Genomic DNA, 25603 nt, shown 5'->3' on the forward strand with positions numbered 1-25603 from the left:
AGACATTGTTCAAGCCTTTAGTTAAACATAGATTGGGTTGTCAGTATAACTTCTATAATAAGTCATACCCAAACAAAGCTTCAATTTTTCTTTCATTGAACAAGTAGCAACTTCTACTTTCCGTTAAATTACACTATCAGTTATTATCGTGAAAGAAGCAGCATGAATATTTATCTGCTGCTTCAAGAAATCTAATGTTTAAATTTTTTACTATGTTTACCATAGATAAAGTAATATAAAACAAACGTAAATATCATCAAAATGGCTAACGATTTATACATACCAGCATAACCTAAAAAAGGCGTTATCAAACCTAGAGTATATGGTCCAATACCATTCCCTAAATCCATAAAAATCATAAAAGTAGAGGTTGCTAATCCAATATTATGTGGTTTGGCATGACTTACTGCTATTGTTTGAGTAATTGAGGAAATATTACCAAATCCTAATCCAATACATAGTCCCGAAACAAGTAGTAACCAAGCACTATGACTTATTCCTAATAAGCATAATCCTAATACAAATAATATAATTGCTGGATAAATAATAATATTGGCTCCATATGCATCTACAATTTTACCAGTGAAGGGTCGTGAAATTAACACTGCAGCAGTATAGATAATAAAAAAGTAACTCGCTGCTTTTACCAAATCAATCTCAATAGCATATAAATTTATATACGATACTATACCGGAAAATGATAAAGCACTTAAGAATATAATGAATGCAATGGGTAAAGCTTGTCTATCAAATAAATTATTGAATGAAAATTTCTTTTTATTATTAATTTCTTGGTTTTTTAAAAGTAATGAAATGACAAAACTAATAATACCTAATAAAAAGCTAATATAAAATATATTCATGAAGTTGTTATTGCTCGTTAAAGATATACCTATAAATGGTCCTAAACCAGTAGCTAAAGCTGTACTCACCGCAAAATAACTGATTCCCTCACCTTTTCTATGATTGGGTATTACTGTGGCAACAATTGTACCCACAATAGTTGTTGTAATACCAATGAATACACCATTTAATAAACGGACTATCATCAAGAAATATTGGTCTAATTTTATAAAATATAACATTATCGATAAGATTAATAGTAATGTATTAATGACTAATATTTTCTTCGTTATTTTTAAAAATCCTATTGTCACCCTACCTAAAAGTGCACCAACTATAAATATGCCTGCTAACAGCCCCATCATTTTACTAGAAGCATTATATTCATTTTGAGCGTAAGTGGTTATAGTAGAATTTAATAGAAAATATACTAATATTAGCAGGAAATTAATAACTGAATAAATTATAAAATCCTTTGTCCATATTTTATTTGTCATGTTACCTCCTTTCTAAATAGATCCAATATAAAACGAAGTTGTTGTAACTCGTTTTATATTGGATTTTCCATAAGTCAAGACTATATCAATATTATGATAAGCTATTAAAAGTATATTGCTCTCCATCATTTGGTATTAAAACTTGTTTTTCGATACCCATGTCTCTTGTAAGTTCTTTTAGACTATGACGAGATAAGTTCCAATGATTTACAGCTTCCATATGAACAACAATGACTTTTGAATTTGGCGCTGCTTTTGCTACTTGATAAACATCATAACCGTTCATAATGAGTGAACTACCATAATAAAATTGATTGTCTCCACCGTTAACGACGATTATTTCTGGTTCAAAATGATTTATTGTTTCTTTAACTTTACTATACATAACTGTATCTCCTGCGATATACAGTTTCTGTTCACTTTGATGTTCAAAAATGACTCCACACACAGGACCCATGTCTTCTACTATTTCACCTCTTCCATGTTCTCCAGGCGTTTTAATTAATTTAATACCATTAAATGTAGTATGCTCAGATAAAACCTCTACATCTTTAAAACCTACATTACGAACTTGACTCGCTTCATTTTCATTTTGCGTGAAAACTTTAATATTTTTATTTAATACCTTTTGTGCTACTTCATCAAAATGATCAAGATGTAAATGTGTTAAAATAATTGCATCAATGTTATTTATGATTTTGTCTAACGACATCGGTAAATCAACGATTGGATTACCTTGATCTATCCTAGGTGCATTTGGAAATGCCCCAAAAGAACCCTTTTCTCCTAACATAGGATCAATTAAAAATCTCGTATTTGCGTATTCAATTATACTTGTTGCATTTCTGATATGATTTATTTTCATAAATGTGCCTCCAATTAAATTTATATATTTATTCTACGTGGAGGCCACTGCCGTTTAAATATAAAATTGAAAAACATTTTGATTAATTACTTGGAATTTGAAAGCGAGGAAGAATATTGGATGAATTAGATAAAGCAATCGTAAGTGAATTAAAAATAAATAGTAAGATATCAATGAATGACCTTGGTAAGAAGATAAACTTAACTGGTCAAGCTACCAATAATAGAGTGAAAAAATTAGAAGATGCTGGAATCATTACTGGCTATACCATTGATTTAAATCAAGAAGCATTAGACTGCAAAGTACATGTCTTTATTAATATATATACGCATAAAATTTCTCACCGCTCATATCTTGAGTTTGTAAACAAAGAAACTATTTTTATTTTAAATAATTACAAAGTTATTGGTGATGCTTGTTATTTATTAGAATGTAGATTTCCAGACAATAATAGTTTAAACAAGTTTTTAGAACGCTTAAACAATCATGCAAATTACAATGTTTCCATGGTCATTTCATAACTAGATGTAAATAAATGCCGAATTAGCTCGTTGCTAATTCGGCATTTATTTTTGTAAAACTTTAATCGATTCATTACTACTTAAATTTTGAAACTACATACTAATCACTTCTCCTTAGTATTTCAAAAATATTTAAAAAGCCACTTTCTATATTGCATTTAAATACATTAACAAGTATAATTATTTTATTTATAAGGAACATTTCACATATCAATAGACGTTATCAATCATTTTAATTGTCGGAATATTCTTTAAATTTGTTAAATATTTAATGGAGGGAAGCACATGCATTTAGTAAAATACAAAAAATGTTATGAAAAAAATATAAATGACTATCAACTACAAGAGGACCAGTTACACTTTCCAAAGACACCTTCATACCATATTAATCAATCTTGCCAGGATGAAAATTGTCACTGTATTTTAGGCTTTGATGCACATGACCAACTTGTAACATTTTTTGTTTTAGATAGAAATAGTGACTACTTAGAACATTTTGCTACCAATCCTCAAAACACTGTTTTTTTTAGATCCTTTTCTACTGATATGCGTTACCTTAGAAAGGGTTACGCAAAATCCTGTATAAAATCATTAAATCACTATATCAAAAATAATTTCTCGGATATACATTATATTGCTTTAGTAGTTAATGAAACAAACGAAGTTTCCTATAACATTTATAAATGCTTGGGCTTTCATAAGACTGGTCAAACCATTACAACTTATGGCGTAAAACAATACTTAATGCAAAAAGAAATTCACTAATTTTGAATCGCAAGTTTATATTGAAAACAAACTAACTCAGCGCATCATTTGTGACATAGCATTTAATCCTTGTATACTACGTTAATTCGTCTACTATATAGCTACTCCTACCACCATTTATAAGCAACCAGAAAAATAAAGCTGTTTAAAGTTATTGAATTAATGATATAACCTATTATATTCTTTTTCAAAGACGATACAGAGCAAATATACCTAATTTGCATTATTCCTTAATCTTATCAATATACTACGGAAATTGCTTTATCTAATCGAAATATCCTGCTTCTACCATGCTTAAATAGTCATGGTCACCAATAATAAGATGATCTAACACATCTATACCAAGCATTTCACCACATGCTCTCAACCTTTCCGTTGTCTTGATATCTTCACCTGATGGTGTCACATCACCCGAAGGATGATTATGTAATAAAACAATAGCATTACTTGCATGCTTTACAGCTTCACTAAAAATTTCACGTGGGTGGACAATTGAGCTATTTAACGTCCCTTTAAATATCTCCTTTTGCTTGATAACAACATTTTTAGAATTTAAAAAAAGTACGACAAATTTTTCCTGTGTAAGATGTTCCATTTTGCCCATCATAAATTCTGCTACATCTTGTGGACGTGTGATTTGTATTTTATCTTCCACAGTCCTTGAATGCATACGTTCACCAAGTTCAAAAGCTGCTTTTAAAATGAGCGCTTTGTATAATCCAACACCCTTAATTTTATTCAAATCATTAATCGATAACGATTTTAATTCCTTTAAACTATCAACTGTTTTTAAAAGTTCATTCGCAATATCTATACTAGAGCTGCCTTTTCTACCAGTATTTATTAATATAGCTAATAATTCAGCGTGTGATAGCTGTGAGGCACCATGATTAAGTAAACGTTCTCTTGGTTTCTGATAATCAGCAAGGTCTTTTATCATCAAAATAAATTCACTCCTATATTAATGGTTCATTGAAAATAATTAAAAAATTAAAAGCAATAAATATAAAAGGGACAAGTGGTATTTTACGTTTAGCTTGATGGAACACCATCATACCAACCAAAGCAAATAACCCTGCTATAAGAAAAGTCATCAATATTGTTAATACAAACATAGTATACGGTAATAGATACGATAATATTGAAAATAGTAAGATATCTCCATATCCTATAGCTTGATAAAAAATAAAGTAAAATATGTGAAGTAATATCGTTATATAGAGGAATGTATAAAGATTTCCATGTGTAATAAATATGCCACAAAAAATGAAAATAATAATAACGTGTACCGGTAAAGTCAAAGTTTGAATATCATAAATAGAAAAAACCAGAAGAAATAAATATATCAGTAAGAACGTAGCATAATTTACATTCAGGGCCATATATGTATGTATAATTGTGGGAAGAAGTGCCAATAACTCTCCAATAATATAAAAACAACTTAATTTATGATTACAACATCGCGTTTTTCCCCTTTGCATCATGTAACTTAAGATAGGTATCATATTTATAAATTTGAGTTGCTGATGACAATAATCACAACGAGACCTTAATAATAAATAGTTTAACTTAAATGATTGCACGTGACATAATTGGTAAAGGTAACTAAACAATATTGGACAAAATAATAGTTGTAATATCAATATAGCGCCTCCTGATAAAATTATATCATGGTCAATTTAATTACTTAATAAAATTCTCACTAACCTTAGTTTCACCCATAAAAAACCCTACAAATTGATATATTGTTATAATGAATTGAATAATTCTGAATCCTGCACATTAACAAAAAAAATAAGCAAGTTACTGAGTATCTTCTTTACGATGCTAAATGCAACATCCCATTAAAGACTATAAACAGTAACTTACTCATATTTAATACTTTTATTTACATTTAAAATTTTATCTTAGCTTTAACTTCACTTATAAAGTAAAGACTCCCAGTAATGATCAGTCCTTTACCTTGATAATCCTCAATGAATTTAACATAATCATCAACCAATTCTTTATGGTCAAAACGTACTTCATCAAATATTTCTTCTTTTGTTAAAGCTTTATGAAAATCAAAATCAGTTATATAAAACGTTGAAGCGATTGTTTTTAGTTGATCCGCCATTACATTAACTGGTTTACCTTTAGTAGCAGCAAACAAAATATCTAATTGTTCTACATGATAATAACCTTTTAAAGTACTGATTAATGCTTCAACACTCTCATTGTTATGTGCACCATCCACAATCATTAGTGGCTGTTCTTTGACACGTTCAATTCTACCAGTCCAACTTACAGATTCAATACCATCTATCATTTTATTAAAGTCTAAATCCACAATACCGGACTCATTTAATTCAATAAGCGCTGTTATTGCTAAAGCAGCATTTTCTTTTTGGTGTTCACCTAACATATTAAGTAATAGCGTTTCTAATTCGTAATCTTTATAGCGGTACGTAAATTCTTCACCTTCAGAAACAATACTAATGTCTCGTTCAAGTTCGATACCTTCTGCGTTTTGTTGTTCAACAAAACCACGAATAATTTTAAGTGCTTCTTCGTTTTTGACTGCATAAATTACAGGCGTATCAGGTTTGACGATTGCGCCTTTATCTTTAGCAATATCAACATAACTGTCTCCTAAAATCTCAGTGTGATCTAAACCGATGCTTGTTAAAATAGACAATATCGGTTTGAACACATTTGTTGAATCATTTCTTATACCTAATCCCGCTTCAACAACTACGAAATCTACTGGGTGCAATTCTCCAAAGTATAAAAACATCATTGTGGTTATAATCTCAAATTCTGTTGCTGTTCCAAGTTCTGTTTCTAATTCTAATGCTTCGCTCACTGGTTTTACCTTTTGAACTAATTCAACAATATCATCATCACTAATTGGAACGCCATTTAAACTAATCCGTTCATTAAATGTTTCAATAAATGGTGAAGTAAAAGTTCCAACTTCATACCCATTATCAACTAAAGCTGATCTAAGATATGCAACAGTAGATCCTTTCCCATTGGTTCCACCAACATGAATACCATTTATATTAAATTGAGGATTGTTCAGTTGTTCAAGCATCCATTCCATACGTTTCACGCCAGGTTTAATGCCAAATTTAGTTCTTTCGTGTATCCAATATAAGCTATCTAGGTAATTCATGTTTTAGGACTCCTATGCTTTTAATTGATTAATTCGTAATTGAACACCGTCATATTTTTCTTGGTAATTTTGTTTCTTCTCACGTTCTTCATTGATTACTTTTTCTGGTGCTTTACTTACGAAATTTTCATTAGCTAATTTTTTATTTACTCGATCTAATTCTTTTTCCCATTTTGCAAGTTCATTTTCTAAACGTTCAATTTCTTTATCCATATCAATTAAGCCTTCTAATGGTAGCACCACTTCGCCTGCAGTAGTAATAGATGTTATGGCTTTTTCAGGAATTTCAATAGAAGTTTCAATCGTTAACTCGCTTGGGTGACAAAATCTATCTATATAATTTGAATTATTTTGCAATGTCGCTTTAATATTTTCATCTTTTGCTTGAATAAAAATAGGAATAGCTTTGGAAAGTGGTGTATCAACTTCCAAACGAGATGTTCTTACAGATTTAATGATTTCAACAAGTTGTAACATTGTTTCTTTACTTTCATCAAAAGTAAGTGCATCGTCTACTGTTGGCCATGCTGCATTCACGATTGTTTCACCTTCGTGAGGTAAATTTTGCCAAATTTGTTCAGTCACGAATGGCATGAATGGGTGTAGCATTCTCATTGTATTATCTAAGACATACGTCAATACTGAACGCGTAACTTGTTTTTGCGCCTCATCTTCACCGTTCATAGGAATTTTACTCATTTCAATATACCAATCACAGAAATCATCCCATATAAAGTTATAAAGCGCACGCCCTACTTCACCAAATTCATATTTTTCACTTAAATCAGTCACATTAGCGATTGTTTCGTTTAAACGTGTAAGAATCCATTTATCGGCTAATGATAAATCACCAGATAAATCAACATCTTCCACTTTAAAATCATCCCCGATATTCATAAGACTGAATCTCGCAGCATTCCAAATTTTATTGATGAAATTCCATACGGATTCGACTTTTTCTGTAGAGTAACGTAAATCATGTCCGGGAGATGAGCCAGTGGCTAAGAAATATCTTAAGCTGTCTGCACCATACTCGTCAATAACATCCATCGGATCAACGCCGTTACCCAATGATTTACTCATTTTACGCCCATCATCGCCACGCACTAATCCATGTAATAATACATCATTAAACGGACGTTTTCCAGTAAATTCTAATCCTTGGAATATCATTCTAGCTACCCAGAAGAAAATAATATCATATCCCGTTACTAGTACATTCGTTGGGAAATAACGTTGGAAGTCTTCTTTATCTATATCTGGCCAACCTAATGTTGAAAATGGCCACAATGCACTTGAGAACCATGTATCTAATACATCTTCATCTTGTGTCCAATTTTCACTATCTTCTGGTGCTGATTCACCAACGTAAATTTCTCCAGTTTCATTGTGGTACCAAGCTGGAATTTGATGTCCCCACCATAATTGGCGTGATATAGTCCAATCTCTTATTTCTTCCATCCAACGATTAAATGTCTTTTCAAATCTTGAAGGCACAAAATCGATTCTATTATCAGTTTCTTGATTATTCAACGCTTGTTCAGCTAATGGTTTCATTTTCACAAACCATTGCGTTGACAAATAAGGTTCTACCACTGCGCCAGAACGTTCAGAGTGACCAACTGAATGCTCATGCTCTTCTATCTTAATGACCAAACCTTCTGCTTCTAGGTCTTTAACAAGTTGCTCACGACAATCAAATCTATCCATGCCTTCGTATTTATCAGCCTTGTCATTCATTTTACCAGATTCATCCATCACAATAATACGTTCTAAATTATGACGATTACCGATTTCAAAATCATTTGGATCATGTGCAGGTGTAACTTTCATTGCGCCACTACCAAAATCAATATCTACATATTCATCAGCTAAAATAGGTAATTCTCTACCGACGATTGGTAGGATTACTTTTTTACCAATTAAATCTTTATAGCGGTCGTCATTGGGATTTACAACAATTGCTGTGTCACCTAACATTGTTTCAGGGCGTGTCGTCGCAATCTCAATGTACCCTTCACCATCTGCATAAGGATATTTAAAATGATAAAACTTACCTTGTACGTCCTCATGAATAACTTCGATATCCGATAAAGCCGTTCTTGCTATAGGATCCCAGTTAATAATATATTCACCGCGATAGATTAAGTCTTTGTTATACATATCAACAAAAACTTTTTTAACTGCTTTGCTTAATCCATCATCTAATGTGAATCTCTCCCTGCTATAGTCTAAACCTAGTCCTAATTTAGCCCATTGGTTTCTGATAAAGTCAGCATATTCTTCTTTCCAATCCCAGGCCTTTTCAAGGAATTTTTCTCTTCCTAAATCATGACGTGATAAACCTTGTTCATTTAATTTAGCTTCAACTTTAGCTTGTGTAGCAATACCAGCGTGATCCATGCCTGGTAAATATAATGTATCGTACCCTTGCATACGTTTCATTCTAGTAATTATATCTTGTAATGTTGTATCCCATGCATGTCCTAAATGTAATTTACCTGTTACATTGGGTGGTGGAATAACAATTGTGTATGTTTCTTTTGAATGATCTTCTGCTGCTTTAAAGTAACCGTTGTTTACCCATTGGTCATAACGCCCAGACTCAACTTCGCTCGGATTATATTTTGGTTTCATTTCCATTCGTTAAAATCCTCCTTAAAAAATAAAAATACCCGCCCTACATATATAGGACGGATATTCCGTGGTACCACCTAAATTCATGAAATTAGTTCGCTAACTTCATGCACTTTAAATTATGATTAACGCTCAAACACGCTTTAACCTAGTTTATATACAATTGATTATTGTATCAGTTCAGCTAAAGTTCAATGTGGGCTACCTTCAATAAGTTAAACTGTACATTTTCAGCAATCATGTACTCTCTGTCAAATCTAACACTATTTACTCTTCCCAGTAGACAATATTTGTTTCCTTAATTATAGTATAATGGATGTGAAGATAAGTCAATGCAATGGAGGTAAAATTTATGAACGAATGTGCTTTTGGAACGAAAGATCCCATTTATTTACAGTATCATGATGAAGTATGGGGACAGCCTCTATACGACAGTCTTGAATTATTTAAATTGATGGCACTTGAATCACAACATGCTGGATTATCTTGGTTAATGATTCTCAAGAAAAAAGAATCTTACGAATCAGCTTTTTATAATTTTGATCCTGCAAAAATTTCTAATATGACTTCGGAAGACATTGATGCATTAATGTCATTTCCCAATATAGTGCATAATCGAAAAAAACTAGAAGCTATTGTAGGACAAGCAAAAGGTTATTTTGAAATCGTAAAAGATTATGGCAGTTTCAGTGATTTTCTCTGGTCTTATGTAGATGGTAAGCCTGTAGATTTTCAATATACGCATCCAAGTGATCGAATTACTGTAGATGAGCGTGCCACCCAATTATCAAAGAAACTAAAAAGTTATGGTTTTAAATTTTTAGGCCCAGTAACTGTATTCTCCTTTCTTGAAGCTGCTGGACTCTATAATGCTCATTTGCAGTGTTGTCCCAAAAATCCAAATAATTTATAACATAAATAAACCTTAAGTGACATTTCACCTAGGGTTTATTTATATATTAATCTCTTTTATCAATTTATTTATTCAACATGATAAACATCCCTGATATTTAACTTACACACCTTATAATATGTCTCGCTTAATACTGGTCAGTTATTTGTTCAGGATTCTGTGGGAAAACTACTAGCCATAGACTACAGGAAAGCGTGCGTAAAAAAACTGTCGACAAAGTCAGAGACTTTGTCGACAGTTTGAGGAAGTGACTCAAATTCATTTCCTTTTTAATATTAAAACGATAGCCATTGCTGCTATTATTTTTATTTAATTTCTGAATGCCACCATAGTGAATCTTTTGGATTTTCAACAGCAATTTCAAATTCTTTCTCGTTTGCTACTGTTGGATAAGACCCTTTTAACGATTGTTTTGAAGTATCTTTGAATAAAAATACAACTACAATTAGTCCTATAATACTAAATGCTAACCAGTAAAATGCTGGTGCTAAATTACTTCCTGTTTCATGTACAAGCCACGAAGCAACTAACGGTGTTGTACCACCAAAAATTGAAACTGCAATATTGAATGTCCATGAAAGTGTTCTATATCGAACATTTGTGAAGAATAATGTTGGTAATGTACCTGGCATTGTCCCTTCATAAACAGATAACACAATACCAATCATTAATAATCCTATAAATAGGAATGCAAGACTACCCATATTTAAGAATTGGAAAGCAATCACAGAAAATACGATACCTAAAATTAATCCAATACTAATAATTTTCTTATTTCCTACTTTATCGCCTAAACGACCAAACATAATAGCAAAAGGTAACATGATAATTAATACAATCGCAGTGATTGGCGTGCTAATTGTATCTTTGATACCAATATTTTCGTCTAAGTATGAAGGCATATAGCCTAATAACATATAGTTTGTGATGTTAAAGAATGCTACAAATACCACACATATTAAAATATCACGTTTGTTTTCTTTAATGATTTGTAGGAATCCTGGTCCCTCTTCTTCTTCTTGTGCCAAATCATTTTCAAAAATAGGAGATTCTTCTAAATGCGTTCTTAAGTACAATCCAAATAATCCAATTGGAATACTAATGAAGAATGGTATTCTCCAACCCCAACTTTCCATACTACTACTTGGAATTAACCAAAACATAATTGTAACAAGCACAGATGCGAAGATATAACCTGACAGTGTACCTAGTTCAAGGCCACTACCTAATCTGATACGTTTGTTATCCGGTGAAGATTCTGCGATATAAACCATCGCTCCAGCATATTCTCCTCCAACTGAGAAGCCCTGTAATATACGAGCAATTAATAAAATAATTGGTGCCCAAATGCCAATTTGATCATATGTAGGTAAAATTCCTATTAAAAATGTAGAAAATGCCATTAACATGATTGTAGTTGTCAATACAATTTTTCTTCCATATTTGTCACCTATCTTACCAAAAACAATACCACCAACTGGTCTTAGTAAAAATGCAATCGCAAACGTTGCGAAAGTAAAAATCAGCTTCAATTCATCATTATCAACTTGACTAAAAAAGTTTTTACTAATGATTACTGCTAAGTATGAATATAAAGCAAAGTCAAACCACTCCATAGCATTTCCAATCCCAGTTGCAAAAACACTTTTTTTCGCTTGGTTTATGTCTACAGTGTTAATTTTCCTTTTGTTAAATTTCATGACATATACACTCCTTTTAATTACAAGAAGTCATTTTAGCACTAATCAAAAATACGTCAATAGCGAGAAAATAATTGATACAATTAAAGAAATCGCTTACTCACAGTGTAGTAAACGTAAGAAACGTTTTAAAATCTTTTAACAGTCAGAAAATTCCGATTATTATATTAATGTAAAATTTATAATTTGGTGTAATTTGATATTTTGTGCCGAAGTGTAAATTAACTCAATTCACAATTGTATTTGATAGTTATTTTTCATCTAAATGCCACTTTATTTTCAAATAATTCAAAAAAATATAATAAAACACCATGAGTTTACTTCATTAAAAAATTATTTTTATAATGAATTTAATTTTGAAATTTAATGGTTATCATACCAAAAAAACCAACCAGATTATTATATCTGATTGGTATATATTGCTGAATAAATGACTTTATATTTTTATAACCTGAGCTTAATTTAATCGTCTAATCATTCTACATATCATTTATTTTTAGCATGAGTTCTTTCTCTATATTTAAGAAAATAGTTTAACATTGGTGCTACTAAAAAGAGAATAAAGAAAATTCTAAAGATATGATAACTCGAAATCATAGCCACATCAGCCCCTGTTTCAATAGCAACTAATACAATCTGACTCATACCGCCTGGAGCGGCCCCTAAAAACAACTCATTAATAGAGTGATTTGAAAACATTGATATTAACCACACCATAACAAAGGCTAATAAAATAAGAAAAATATTTTGAAATGCTATTGCAGCAGCTATACGTCCTTTCATTTGATCCACTAAATTAGCAATCTGTATGCCAATTCTTATCATATAAATGACTTGAGCTGCAGCTATGATGTAATTATCTAATGTAAATGTTACACCCGTGATTAGATTCCAACTTATTAACACAACAATTGGTGCTAACAGTTGTCGAGTAGGAAAATTAATTTTCCCCATTAAGTAATAAACAATGATAATAGCTAAAATTAAACATACTATACTGGGCAACGTTAGTGCCTCTGTTAATTTTTCTGTTGCAGTTGTACCTAGTGATGAATGTCCATTAGCGTCTTTGAAAAAATAGGAAATAAACGGAACAAGAATAACCACAAAAATAATTCTTGAGGTTTGCGTTAAACTTACAACCATGATATTAGCATTTTTATTCTCTTCTGCCATAATGAGCATTTGACTCAAGGCGCCAGGTATTACACTAAGTATTGCAGTTTCAATATTAACTTTAGCAATCTTTTGAAAAAAATAAGCTATCAGCAAAGCAAGCACAAGTAACATGACTGTAATCATGACAATCGTAAACCAATCATTTTTAATATCATCGATAACCGTATCTGTAAATGTCGAACCTATTTGAACACCGAGTAGAATAAGTCCAATTTGACTTAACCAAAATGGCCAACGAATTTCTAAATGAAAAACCTTAATACAAATCACACTAGCAATGATTGGTCCAAACATGAATGGTAATAAGACATGTAATGCATGAAGTAATAAACTTAATAGGATTGCTACTGTTAAAACAATTAAATTGTTTCTCAATTGCTTACTCATGTCCTCACAACTTTCATATATCATTTTATTTAAACATGATTCCAAATAAAAAGCACCCGTTCAACGCAATCGTTGCTCGGGCGCAAATAAAACTTTATACAATTCTACTTAGCGCAGTATCAAATGCTTGTATCGTTGCTTTAATATCTTCTTCGGTGTGTGCGGTTGAAAGAAATGTACCTTCAAACTGTGAAGGTGGTAAAAATACGCCTTCTTTTGCCATTTCTCTATACATTTGACTGAACATTTCTAAATCGCTATCATTCGCTTGTTCAAAATTTGTAACTGGCCCTGCATTCAAGAAGTATCCTATCATAGAACCAGCGCGATTTACAGTAATTGGCACATTATGCTTATTGAATACCTCTTTCAAACCTTCTTCTAATAAGTCACCAAGTTGATTGAAATAATCGTAAGACTCAGGTGTTAATTGATTGAGCGTTTCATATCCACTCGTCATTGCTAAAGGATTTCCTGACAATGTGCCAGCCTGATAAATATCCCCAGTCGGTGCAATTTGGTCCATTATCTCTTTTTTACCACCAAATGCGCCTACAGGTAATCCACCGCCGATAACTTTGCCTAGACAAGTTAAATCTGGCGTTACATTGAAGTACCCTTGGGCACAATGATAACCTACTCTAAATCCAGTCATCACTTCATCAAAAATTAATAATGAACCATATTCAGTTGTGATATCTCTTAAGCCTTGTAAAAAGCCTTCTACTGGTGGCACTACGCCCATATTTCCAGCTACTGGCTCAACAATTACACCTGCTATGTCATCACCAAATTCTTCAAAAGCAACTTTTATAGCTTCTAAATCATTATATGGTACAGTAATTGTATTTTTAGCGATTCCCTCTGGAACTCCTGGTGAATCAGGCAAACCAAGCGTTGCAACTCCCGAACCAGCTTTGATTAATAATGAATCACTATGACCGTGATAACAGCCAATAAATTTAACAATTTTATTACGACCAGTGTAGCCACGTGCTAAACGAAGAGTATCAAGAGTTGCTTCAGTCCCAGATGACACCATTCTTATCTTTTCAATAGAAGGCACACGATCAATAACAAGTTTTGCTAATTTATTTTCTTGAACAGTTGAGGCACCAAAACTTGTCCCTTTATCCACAACTTCGTGAATCTTATCAATCACTTGTTTATTTTGGTGGCCTAATATTAACGGACCCCAACTTAAAACGTAATCAATATATTCATTACCATCTATATCATAAATTCTAGAACCTTTACCATGGTCCATAAATATTGCTGGCGTATCTACTGATTTAAAAGCTCGTACTGGACTATTGACACCACCTGGCATCAAATGCTCAGCTTCTTCCATTGCCTTTTCAGAATTCTTATATCTCATTATAAATTACCTCCTTATTGTTCATCAATATATCTACAAATATCTTTTGAAAAGTATGTGATGATTAAATCTGCGCCTGCACGTTTCATTGAAATCATTTGTTCCATCACTACTGCTTTTTCATCAATCCAACCATTTAATGCAGCAGCTTTGGTCATACTATATTCACCACTTACATTATATGCTACTACAGGTACATTAGTTGTATTACGTACGTCTCTTATAATGTCTAAGAAGCTCAACGCTGGTTTAACAATCATCATATCTGCACCTTCATTTAAATCGCTATCAAGCTCTCTAAGTGCTTCACGTCTATTTGCTGGATCCATTTGATACGTTTTACGATCACCAAATTGTGGTGTTGATTCTGCTGCATCTCGAAATGGTCCAAAGAAACTTGAAGCATATTTGATACCATAACTCATAATAGGAATATTATAATAACCCGCTTCATCTAGACCAGCTCTTATTTCTGAGACAAAACCGTCCATCATATTGCTCGGTGCAATGATATCTGCTCCAGCTTCTACTTGAGAAATTGCAGTCTTCACAAGTAATGGTAATGATTTATCATTATCAACATCTTTGGTGTGTTCATTTATCACGCCACAGTGTCCATGATCTGTATACTCACATAAACAAGTATCTGCAACAATCAGTAAATCACTATACATCGCTTTAGCTTTTCTTGTAGCCTCTTGCACGATACCGTTATGGTCGTATGCTCCTGTACCTACTGCATCCTTCTCATTTGGAACACCAAAAAACATGATGCCTCTAATACCGAGGTCGTAAGCTTCTTTAATTTCTTCATCTAATAAGTTCAAACTAAGTTGATAAACACCTGGCATAGATTTTATTTCTTCTTTTACATTATCGCGTTCAACAACGAATATAGGATAAATTAAGTCTTCTTTACGGATTTGTGTTTCACTTACCATGTTTCTCAAAGTTTTACTACTACGTAATCTTCTGTGTCTATCAAATTGCATTATCTTTCCAACTTTCTAATGTTTTTTTTACTAAGGATTCTAGTGTTTGAATATCTGCGATTGTAGCGCATATATTGTATTGTTCCAACGTTTCTAATGTTTGTTGACCAATAACAAAATAATTGTCAAAAGGTGGCACATCGTTATTTTCGAAAAAATATCTTACTGCGGAAGAGCTTGCAAAGGTTACTGCATCTATTTTTTTGTCTCTCATCAATCTTTTAACTGCAATGATATTTTCAGTATGTGGAATCGGTTGGTATAAGTCAATTTTACTAACTTTATAGGGTTGTTGTGCTAAGGTGTTTTGCAACAATGTCCTTGCTGATGCGCTAGAAGGTATTAAAATATGACTGCTTTTTGCTGCTTTAAACGTTTTTAGAAACCCTTCTTGCGAATAATCATCAGGGCAAAAATCCACCTTTATCCCCAAAGAATGACAATATTCAGCCGTTTTTTCACCGATTACAGCAATATGAGATACACTGACTTTAGATAAATAAGGATAAAAATATTTAACAGCATTTTTTGACGAAAAAATAAGCCAGTCATAGTTATTTTCTAATAAACTTAAATCAAAAGGTAGTGGCTCTACATCTATAAAAGGCATATGTAGAATACACGTATCATTTTTTTTAAATTCACTAGTTTGTGTCATAACTATAACTGGTCTCATTATTTTCACCTCAAACGGTTATTCTGCTTCGTTCAGTGCTTTAATTACATCGTATGCGCCTTGTTCATTCAATACTGCCGTTACTTTTTCACCTAATTCTACTGGATGTTTACCACGTTCTGTATGTTCATAGCGTTCTTTACCATCAGGGGACATGATTAATCCAGTGAACTCGATAGTACCATCATTGTCTTTAGTTGCATAACCACCTATTGGGACTTGACAGCTTCCATTCATGCGTTCTAAGAATGTTCTCTCTGCTGTAACACAATCCGCCACATCACTGTTGTGTACTTTTTGAAGTAATTCTAACAATGCGTGATCGTCTGCACGACACTCAATACCCAATGCACCCTGTCCAATGGCTGGTATTAAAGTACCTTTATCTAAATAACTCGTCACTATGTCTTCTGACCAACCCATACGTTTAAGACCTGCAGCAGCAAGTATAATGGCATCATAATCTTCATTTTCCAACTTACTTAAACGTGTATCAATATTGCCACGTATCCATTTTATTTGTAAATTAGGGTACTTAGCAAGTATTTGAGCCCCACGTCTTAATGAACTTGTACCTACAATACTTTGATCTGGTAGTTCATCTAATGGTATATGATTTTTAGCGATGTATGCGTCATATGGATTTTCACGATCTGGAATACATCCCAATGTCAGCCCCTCAGGAATGACACTAGGCACATCTTTTAATGAGTGAATCGCCATGTCTATATTGTGGTCAAATAACTCATTTTGAATCTCTTTTACAAATAAGCCTTTACCACCAACTTTAGATAATTGCTTATCGACAATACGATCACCTTTGGTCACTATTTCCTTAATTTCAATTTCTAAATCCGGATCTATAGATTTTAATTTATCAATGAATTGTCGGCTTTGCGTTATGGCTAACTTGCTTCTACGCGAACCAACGACTAACTTACGCATCGTGTACATCCTCCTATAGATGATTAAGCAATTTACACTTAATCATTCCTAGCTATTATTCATATCTCCAAATTAATGTATTTCTGAAATATGAGAAGCAAAAAATAAATTTATCATACTTAAACCAAACAAAAAGATATTAAAATATATTAATTTATTTTTATTTATAGTCCCTCTAACTCTTAAATATATATATACGCCATATAATATAGTAATAATTGTAGACATAATCACCTTAGAATCTATTAAGATATTGGCACCCAAAGTGTTAAATCCCCATTGTGCACCTAAGATGATGCTTAAGATGATAAAAATAAAGCCTATTAGACTACTATAAAAGACAACTTGTTCGAGTGTGGCTACACTACCAATTCTAAAATATTTTTGCGTAAAACGTTTTTGCTTTAAGTTTTTATACTGAATTAAGTATAAAACACAATTTACAAATGCAAAAGCAAATAAAGCATAACTTATAGTTGCTAAAGCAATATGAACAATCAGCAATTCATTTATAATATTGATTTTGCTGCCTGAACTTTGATAATTCATAGGTTGAAATGTATTAACCGCAATTAATGAAAAACCGATTAAATTAAATAAAAAAATAGAAATATTAATTTGTTTAATCACACTTATCACAATTGAAATAGAAATAATCAACCACGCGAGAGCAAATAAGACATCAAAAATATTTCCTAATGGTACTTGCTGAGTTACATTAATATAAAAAGATAAAGAGATTGTTTGTAACATCCAAACAATCCCTAATGTAACAAAACCAAATTTTCTAACTATATAATGCTTACTTACAAAGTCGAAAAAATAACAAGCAATACTAAATAAATAAATCAATAATATTAGTTCATTTAATCTTATGAACAGAATTTCTTGCATATCATCACCATTTGTATATGCTTATTCAAAACTTAAAATTTGACTACTGCTCACTTTATTTCTTGTCTTTTTAGGTTCATAAGCGTGTTCAGCCTCTATGTCAAAAATGTTTTGGAAAAGCTCTAATTTTTCGTTACTTTTCTTATCACTACTCAATTCTTTAGCTTGTTTGATAGGATCTTTTAACATTTGATTAATGATGCTCTTAGTGTGTTTTGAAATGATTTTACGCTCTCTATCTGTCAAACCAGGCAATTTTCTATCTATGCTGTCCATCGTATCTGATTGTATATTCATAGCTTTCTCTCTTAATGCCTGAATCACAGGCACAACACCCAACATATTCACCCATTCATTATGAGCTACAATTTCATTTGGAATCTTCTGCATGATTTCATTTGCTGCGTTTTGACGTTCTCTGAGATTAGCATCTACTAACCCCTTCAAATCATCTACATCATAATTAAAAACACTTTGTATTACATCTATATTAGGCTCTATATCTCTCGGAACCGCTATGTCAATTAATACTAGTGAATCATTTTTACGTTCAGAAGCGATCGTGCGCATCATCTCATTTGTTACTATATATTCCTCTGAACTCGTCGAACTGATTACAATATCAACTTTAGCTAAAAGATTTGGTAATGAATCCATCGGTTCATAATTCACTTGATGTTTTCTTGCTAAATTTTGAGCTTTACTTAACGTTCTATTTACAATAGTAATATCAGTGACACCTGAACCAATTAAATTTAAAAGTGATAGTTCACTCATATCCCCTGCACCAATGATTAAAGCTTGCTTATTATTAATTTTGCCAAATACTTTCTTACTTAGTTCAACAGCTGCATAAGATACACTCACCGCATTATCTGCAATATCAGTTTCATTATGTGCTTTTTTCGCAAAAGTAATTGCTTGTTTAAACAAGTGATTAAAAATAGTACCTGTTGTTTCTTCTTCTTGAGCAATAAAGAATGCATCTCTAATTTGGCCAAGAATTTGAGTTTCTCCAAGTACTATAGAGTCTAAACCTGAAGTGACATGCAATAAATGATTTACTGCTTCGTCCCCCACTTTTACTTCAGTCATAGACTTAATCTCTTCAACATCAAATCCAAAAGATCTCGCTAAAAATCTTTGTATATAATAGCGACCTGTGTGTATTTGATCAGCAACAGCATATACTTCTGTGCGATTACAAGTTGATAATATCACGTTTTCTAAAATAGATTTTGTTTCATATAAATCAACATTGGCTGAACGTATGGCATCATCTTTAAAAGCAACTTTTTCTCTCAGTGCTACATCTGCTGTACGATGATTAATGCTAACCGCAATTAAATGCATTTATAACGCCCTCCATACATATTACAATAAGTAAATTATAACACAATTATGACATGATTTAAGTAAGTTGCCTAGTAAATTAGAAGAATTATAATTTACATTCAAATTGTTGTCATAAATTGTACTTATAATAAACAAATGACCTTCAGCATATGATTATTACTTTTGAGTAATTACAAATAAGCAGCAATCATATCCCATATTAATTGTTGTTTATTATTTTTAACAGAAGAATAACTTACGATTTCATCTTCTGGTTCCATCTCTAATTTTTGTTGAATATTAGCTAGATGTTTTTGAACTTTACCTTTTGGTATTTTATCCTCTTTAGTAGCTACTACAAGTGTAGGTATTTCAAAATATTTAAGGTAATTGTACATTAATATGTCATCTTCTGATGGATTATGTCTTAAATCAACAAGCTGTATGACTAACTTCAATGATTCTCTACTAGAAATATATTTTTCTATCATTTTACCAAATGCTTCACGCTGTTTTTTACTTACTTTCGCATAACCATAACCTGGCACATCAACAAATACAAGTTGATTATCAATATTATAAAAATTGAGCGTTTGTGTTTTTCCAGGCTGTTGTGATGTACGCGCCATATTTTTTCTACCTATCATACTATTAATAAATGTCGATTTACCAACATTAGACCTACCACTTAGTCCGACTTCACTTAAGCCAGTTTCAGGATATTGTTCTGGTTTCACTGCACTAATTAATAATTCTATTTCATTAGGATTCACTTTCATTATTATCGACCCTCTTTTCTTCTAAACTAACTGTTCCATTATATTACACAATTACATGTATGAATACGTATTTTTATGATATCTGTTGTTTCTATTATAAAATAAAAGCCCTAAGTTGCATATATACAACTTAGGGCTTTTCACACGCTTAAATTAAGCAGAAGTTTGTTCCTTGTTCACAAGGTTTCCTTCTTTATCGTATAATTCAGGTTCTTTTTCATCATTAATTGTTTCATCCGTTATGATGACTTTTACAACACCTTCAGATGAAGGAACATCATACATAATATCAATTAATGCTTCTTCAATAATAGAACGTAAGCCACGAGCACCTGTTTTACGTTCTATTGCTTTACTACTAATAGCTGCTAAAGCTTCGTCAGTGAATATTAATTCCACGTCATCAAGTTCTAGCATTTTAGTGTATTGCTTCACTAGTGCATTTTTAGGTTGCGTCAAGATATTATTAAGCGCACTTACATCCAATGTTTCTAAGTTAGCAACAATCGGAACACGGCCAATAAATTCAGGAATTAAACCATAAGATTGTAAGTCTTCAGGTCTGATTTGTTCAAGTATTGCATCCTCATCATATTTAGAAGCTTCACTACTTGAGAAACCAATCACTTTTTCACCTAATCTACGTTTAATAACTTCATCAATTCCGTCAAAAGCACCACCAAGTACAAACAAGATGTTTGTCGTATCTATTTGAATTAACTCTTGGTTTGGATGCTTACGTCCACCTTGTGGTGGTACGCTAGCTGTCGTGCCTTCTAATATTTTTAGTAATGCTTGTTGCACGCCTTCACCAGATACGTCACGAGTAATAGATGTGTTTTCTGATTTTCTAGCTATTTTATCTATCTCATCGACATAGATGATACCTTTTTCTGCTTTATCAACATCAAAATCAGCTGCCTGGATTAAACGTAATAAAATGTTTTCTACATCATCACCGACATAACCAGCTTCTGTTAAACTTGTTGCATCTGCTATTGCAAATGGTACATCCAATGTTCTAGCTAACGTTTGCGCTAAAAGCGTTTTACCACTACCAGTAGGTCCAATTAAAGCGACATTACTCTTTTGTAATTCAATCTCATCTTCGTTTGGTCCTAATTGTTGGATTCGTTTGTAATGATTGTAGACAGCCACTGCTAACGATTTCTTAGCTTTCTCTTGACCGATAACATAATCATTTAATCTATCCATAATTTCTTTAGGTGTTGGTAATTCTGTTAAACCTTCAGTTTCTGATTGAGCTAATTCTTCTTCTACAATCTCTGAACACAACTCAATACACTCATTACAGATATATACACCACTTCCTGCAACCAACTTTTTAACTTGATCTTGGTCTTTACCACAGAAAGAGCATTTTAAATTTTCTTCATCTTCATTGAACTTGAACATTCTATTTACACCCCTATTCCCTAAAGACTATACTAGATAGTATTTTAATATGCAACTTGTTGATTTCACAAGTTATTTGCACAAAATAGTGTAGCAGATACATTAATTGAATGCATCTGCTACTGGTTTACTATATTAAACGACTAACATATAATTCACAAAATATTTGCTCTCGTTATATTTAGTTACGCTTCTGAGTCATCTTTAGATGGTTCTACTAATTTCGCTTCTTTTACTAATAAGTCGATAACTTTTTGGATACGTACATCATTTTTGATGATGTCTGTATTACCAAGTGTTTGTTTAATGTCTTCAGCAGACATATTAAACTGTTCACTCATTTTTTCTAATTCAGCATCGATATCAGCATCTGTTACTTCAACAGCTTCAGCGTCAGCAATTGCAGTTAATGTTAAGTTTGTTTTAACACGTTCTTCTGCATCATCTTTCATTTGTTCTCTTAATTGAGACTCATCTTGTCCAGAAATTTGGAAATAAGTTTCTAAGTTAAGACCTTGTTGTTGCATACGTTGTCCAAATTCTTGAACCATACGATCTAACTCAGTATTAATCATAGCTTCTGGAATTTCAATTGAAGCGTTGTTTGCAGCTTTATTAATTGCTTCTTCTTTTTGAGCATTTTCAGCATCAGTTTCTTTTTGTTCAGCTAAACGTTTGCGTACATTTTCTTTGTATTCATCAACAGTGTTAGCTTCTGCATCTAACTCATTAGCAATTTCGTCTGTTAATTCTGGAACGTCTTTATATTTAATTTCATTAACTTTCGTTTTGAAAGTAGCTTCTTTTCCAGCTAATTCTTCAGCATGGTATTCTTCTGGGAAAGTAACAGTAACGTCTTTTTCTTCACCAGTTTTAACGCCTACTAATTGTTCTTCGAATCCTGGGATAAATGAACCTGAACCTATTTCAAGGTCGTAACCTTCAGCTTGTCCACCTTCAAATTGTTCTCCATCAACATAACCATCAAAGTCAATGTTTACTGTATCGCCATCTTCAACAGCACCATCTTCTCTAACTACCATTTCAGCTAAGTGGCCTAATTGGTGGTCAATTGATTCTTGAACTTCTTCTTCAGTTAATTCAACTTCTTGTTTTTCGATTTCTACACCTTTGTATTCACCTAATTCAACTTCTGGTTCAACTACTACAGTAGCTTCAAATGTCATCTCGCTACCTTTTTCGATTGAAGTTACGTTGATTTCAGGTTGATCAACTGGTTTAATTCCAGTTTCGTCAATAGCTTCACCATATGCTTCTGGTAATAAGATATCAACTGCATCTTGATATAATGCTTCTACGCCAAAGCGTTGTTCAAATATTGGACGTGGCACTTTCCCTTTACGGAATCCAGGTACATTAATTTGTTTAACTACTTTTTTGAAAGCTTGATCAATTGCTTTGTCTACTTTTTCTGCTGGAACTGTAACGGATAAAACTCCTTCGTTACCTTCCTTTTTTTCCCAAGTTGCTGTCATGTATAAAAACCTCCATGATTATCCTATTTTATTTTTTCAACTTCACTATTATAGCATACGTGATTGCTCTACACAAACAATGAAATTACGAAGTATATAATATGACTAGTTGAAATTAATTTTAATTTTATAATACTACTATAATTAACTACCCAAATTATAAATTGTTAATTATTCTGGTAAATCTATTGTTGCAATAAAACTGACAACACTATTAGTTGTGTCTAGATCTTCCAAGCCTAACATTGATTTAAAATAATTTATATAGGCATTCACCCACTCATCCACTGAAGCGATACTTTCAATATCTAATGGATAAAGTAATATAGCATGATTATTCATTACGTGGTTTGCTTCATCAATAAGTTGCGCTGCGTCATCTTCAATCTGACGAACAACTGCTGGAAGCACTTTTGTTTTTAGTACCGTTTGTTCAAGTCCAGAAAGTTGGCTTGGTTGCACTTCCATAGTGTGACCGAACTTCTGAACACGAATGCTTTGATTGTATCCGGCGAAGCGTAAATATTCAAGCATTATACAAATAACATTGGGTGCCAATGAAATTTCTTGTAATAAATTGACTACCGATTCGGTATAACGGTATTGATTATGATCAATTAAAGTAAGCATCGTATTGATTTGTTCACGCAGCGACAATGTTTCAAATCGTTGCAACATTGTCGCTGCATGTTCATTATCTTTATCAATTTGACTTAAAGCATATTCTTTTATAGGAAAAAGTTCCATTCTCGTTTTATGCTCATTAACTTCATCCATAATTTGATCAATTACTTCAATCACTTCATAATACTGACCTAGACCATTTAAACTCTTAACATAATAAACCATCAAATCATCATATTTAGTGACACCTTGCTTTAATAAAATGATAGCCTCCTCGCGTAATTCAAGATAATGCTCCATTCGATAAAGTGTCGCACATTTTAACAAAGACATTTGCTCATCTAATTCAAATTGTTGTTCGAACACTTCAAAAAGTTCATAAGTTTGATCAAAATCATTTTGATTAAAGGACTGTTTAATTTCTCGTATTATTTTATCTTTTGAACGCGGAAAAGGAATGATGTCAGACATTATTAAACACCCCTACTGTAATGCTTCTAATATTAAAGAACTCCATGTTTCAAATTCATCATAGTTGTCTATCTTACTTTGGTCAACCCATTTAATCCTTAATGTATCTGTTTCCTTAGCTTCTACATCGATACTGCTCACCTTAATTTTGAACACTACACCTAAATGAACTTCTCCAACTTCATTTGTATCATCATTAATAAAACCTATGTAAGCTAAATTTTGAGATTTATGATCAGGTAAACCCACTTCTTCTTCTAGCTCTCTTTGTGCATTGATTCTAAGCACTTCATTAATGGATTCAGCACCTAGTACATCGTTCATGTGACCGCCTACACCAATAGAAGATTGACCATGAAGACGTGACTCTCCGCCACCTGATAAGCGCTCATAAACCAATATTTCATCATGTTCATTCTCTAAAATACAATATGAAATCAACTGTTTATATGTTGGATCTTCTTCCATATCTCCACGTCGCTTAATTTCGTATTTAGAAAGCGTATCAAAAACCTCTTGACCCTTAGCAGAGTTTTTATCAAGAAATCCATTAAATTGATTCTTTTCATTATTAAATAAAATTGTTCTTGGAACAACTGTAATCATTTCATCAAATTTAGACATCAGTTTCTCCTTCGTATATGACTTCTTTGTTATTTTATCAAATGATCGATAGATATCAAAACAAAAATAAAGAGATGTACACAGTTGTACATCTCTTTATTTTAGATAATTATTTTAAAGCGTCTTTAGCTTTAGCAACTAATTCACCGAAAGCTTTTTCATCTGAAATAGCAATTTCAGAAAGCATTTTACGGTTAACATCGATTTCAGCTTTTTTCAAACCGTTCATAAGTCTTGAATAGCTCATATCATGTTGACGTGCTGCCGCGTTGATACGTGTAATCCATAATTTACGGAAATCACGTTTTCTTTGACGACGGTCACGGAAAGCGTATTGTCCTGATTTCATTACTTGTTGTTTTGCTACTTTGTATAATGTGCGTTTTGCACCGAAGTAACCTTTAGCTAATTTAATCGTCTTTTTACGACGAGCTCTTGTTACTGTTCCACCTTTAACTCGTGGCATAATAAATTCCTCCTCTAAATATGTTCAATCTTTCAAATTGATA

At 32.3% G+C, this 25603-nt stretch carries 23 protein-coding genes and 1 other annotated feature; of the genes, 3 read left to right on the forward strand and 20 right to left on the reverse strand.

The window, feature by feature from the left end; translation table 11 throughout:
* Positions 1-191: 191 nt before the first annotated feature.
* Together BK821_RS10290 and BK821_RS10295 are read right to left on the reverse strand one after the other, a co-directional pair.
* A complete protein-coding gene (locus BK821_RS10290) occupies positions 192-1340 on the reverse strand; it encodes an MFS transporter (protein ID WP_071331634.1) in 1149 nt (382 codons plus the stop codon).
* A 91-nt stretch (positions 1341-1431) separates the two neighbouring features.
* Complete coding sequence (locus BK821_RS10295) at positions 1432-2205, reverse strand: MBL fold metallo-hydrolase (protein WP_046836648.1); 774 nt, start codon at positions 2203-2205, stop codon at positions 1432-1434.
* 113 nt (positions 2206-2318) lie between these two features.
* Between BK821_RS10295 and BK821_RS10300 the strand changes: the two genes are divergently transcribed.
* Positions 2319-2726 (forward strand): Lrp/AsnC family transcriptional regulator, encoded by a 408-nt coding sequence (locus BK821_RS10300; RefSeq protein WP_046836649.1) that lies wholly within the window; start codon positions 2319-2321, stop codon positions 2724-2726.
* Between the two features lie 285 nt (positions 2727-3011).
* Complete coding sequence (locus BK821_RS10305; protein WP_046836650.1) at positions 3012-3491, forward strand: GNAT family N-acetyltransferase; 480 nt, start codon at positions 3012-3014, stop codon at positions 3489-3491.
* Between the two features lie 265 nt (positions 3492-3756).
* Here BK821_RS10305 and radC read toward each other — a convergent pair whose 3' ends face one another.
* The 4 genes from radC to BK821_RS10325 form a co-directional block, all read right to left on the reverse strand.
* Positions 3757-4434, reverse strand: a complete 678-nt coding sequence (gene radC, locus BK821_RS10310) for a RadC family protein (RefSeq protein WP_071331635.1) — start codon at positions 4432-4434, stop codon at positions 3757-3759.
* A gap of 13 nt (positions 4435-4447) precedes the next feature.
* Entirely contained in the window at positions 4448-5134 is a 687-nt protein-coding gene (locus BK821_RS10315; protein ID WP_046836652.1) for a prepilin peptidase, read from the reverse strand.
* A gap of 251 nt (positions 5135-5385) precedes the next feature.
* A complete protein-coding gene (locus BK821_RS10320) occupies positions 5386-6648 on the reverse strand; it encodes a bifunctional folylpolyglutamate synthase/dihydrofolate synthase (RefSeq protein ID WP_046836653.1) in 1263 nt (420 codons plus the stop codon).
* A 12-nt stretch (positions 6649-6660) separates the two neighbouring features.
* Positions 6661-9291 carry a valine--tRNA ligase gene (locus tag BK821_RS10325; protein ID WP_046836654.1) on the reverse strand — a complete coding sequence of 877 codons (2631 nt, stop codon included), beginning with the start codon at positions 9289-9291 and terminating at the stop codon, positions 6661-6663.
* Positions 9292-9334: 43 nt separating this feature from the next.
* Positions 9335-9578 (reverse strand) — a binding site (T-box leader).
* 59 nt (positions 9579-9637) lie between these two features.
* Between BK821_RS10325 and BK821_RS10330 the strand changes: the two genes are divergently transcribed.
* A complete protein-coding gene (locus BK821_RS10330; protein ID WP_063410270.1) occupies positions 9638-10198 on the forward strand; it encodes a DNA-3-methyladenine glycosylase I in 561 nt (186 codons plus the stop codon).
* A gap of 305 nt (positions 10199-10503) precedes the next feature.
* Here BK821_RS10330 and BK821_RS10335 read toward each other — a convergent pair whose 3' ends face one another.
* The 14 genes from BK821_RS10335 to rplT all read right to left on the reverse strand — a co-directional run bounded on the left by BK821_RS10335 (position 10504) and on the right by rplT (position 25560).
* Entirely contained in the window at positions 10504-11898 is a 1395-nt protein-coding gene (locus BK821_RS10335; protein WP_046836656.1) for an MFS transporter, read from the reverse strand.
* Between the two features lie 486 nt (positions 11899-12384).
* A complete protein-coding gene (locus BK821_RS10340; RefSeq protein WP_046836831.1) occupies positions 12385-13464 on the reverse strand; it encodes an AbrB family transcriptional regulator in 1080 nt (359 codons plus the stop codon).
* Between the two features lie 94 nt (positions 13465-13558).
* On the reverse strand, positions 13559-14842 hold the full coding sequence (gene hemL, locus BK821_RS10345; RefSeq protein WP_046836657.1) for a glutamate-1-semialdehyde 2,1-aminomutase: 1284 nt from the start codon (positions 14840-14842) through the stop codon (positions 13559-13561).
* Between the two features lie 14 nt (positions 14843-14856).
* On the reverse strand, positions 14857-15834 hold the full coding sequence (hemB, locus tag BK821_RS10350; RefSeq protein ID WP_046836658.1) for a porphobilinogen synthase: 978 nt from the start codon (positions 15832-15834) through the stop codon (positions 14857-14859).
* The gene (locus tag BK821_RS10355) at positions 15824-16510 is read right to left on the reverse strand and encodes a uroporphyrinogen-III synthase (RefSeq protein ID WP_046836659.1); all 687 of its coding nucleotides are present in this window, start codon (positions 16508-16510) and stop codon (positions 15824-15826) included. The genes hemB and BK821_RS10355 overlap by 11 nt, the downstream gene beginning before the upstream one ends.
* Positions 16511-16528: 18 nt before the next feature.
* A complete protein-coding gene (gene hemC / locus BK821_RS10360; RefSeq protein WP_046836660.1) occupies positions 16529-17455 on the reverse strand; it encodes a hydroxymethylbilane synthase in 927 nt (308 codons plus the stop codon).
* 72 nt (positions 17456-17527) lie between these two features.
* Complete coding sequence (gene ccsA / locus BK821_RS10365) at positions 17528-18349, reverse strand: cytochrome c biogenesis protein CcsA (protein ID WP_046836661.1); 822 nt, start codon at positions 18347-18349, stop codon at positions 17528-17530.
* Positions 18350-18370: 21 nt separating this feature from the next.
* Positions 18371-19702 (reverse strand): glutamyl-tRNA reductase, encoded by a 1332-nt coding sequence (hemA, locus tag BK821_RS10370; protein ID WP_046836662.1) that lies wholly within the window; start codon positions 19700-19702, stop codon positions 18371-18373.
* A gap of 173 nt (positions 19703-19875) precedes the next feature.
* On the reverse strand, positions 19876-20463 hold the full coding sequence (yihA, locus tag BK821_RS10375; protein WP_046836663.1) for a ribosome biogenesis GTP-binding protein YihA/YsxC: 588 nt from the start codon (positions 20461-20463) through the stop codon (positions 19876-19878).
* Positions 20464-20616: 153 nt separating this feature from the next.
* Entirely contained in the window at positions 20617-21879 is a 1263-nt protein-coding gene (clpX, locus tag BK821_RS10380; RefSeq protein ID WP_046836664.1) for an ATP-dependent Clp protease ATP-binding subunit ClpX, read from the reverse strand.
* Positions 21880-22064: 185 nt separating this feature from the next.
* Positions 22065-23375: a trigger factor gene (gene tig / locus BK821_RS10385; protein ID WP_046836665.1), complete on the reverse strand. Its 1311-nt coding sequence runs from the start codon at positions 23373-23375 to the stop codon at positions 22065-22067.
* Positions 23376-23546: 171 nt separating this feature from the next.
* Entirely contained in the window at positions 23547-24470 is a 924-nt protein-coding gene (locus BK821_RS10390; protein WP_071331636.1) for a hypothetical protein, read from the reverse strand.
* Between the two features lie 12 nt (positions 24471-24482).
* Positions 24483-25094 (reverse strand): NUDIX domain-containing protein, encoded by a 612-nt coding sequence (locus BK821_RS10395; protein WP_046836667.1) that lies wholly within the window; start codon positions 25092-25094, stop codon positions 24483-24485.
* A 109-nt stretch (positions 25095-25203) separates the two neighbouring features.
* Positions 25204-25560 carry a 50S ribosomal protein L20 gene (gene rplT / locus BK821_RS10400; RefSeq protein WP_071331637.1) on the reverse strand — a complete coding sequence of 119 codons (357 nt, stop codon included), beginning with the start codon at positions 25558-25560 and terminating at the stop codon, positions 25204-25206.
* Between the last annotated feature and the right edge of the window lie 43 nt (positions 25561-25603).

This window comes from Staphylococcus sp. LCT-H4 (assembly GCF_001866145.1).
Taxonomy (GTDB): Bacteria; Bacillota; Bacilli; order Staphylococcales; family Staphylococcaceae; genus Staphylococcus; species Staphylococcus succinus.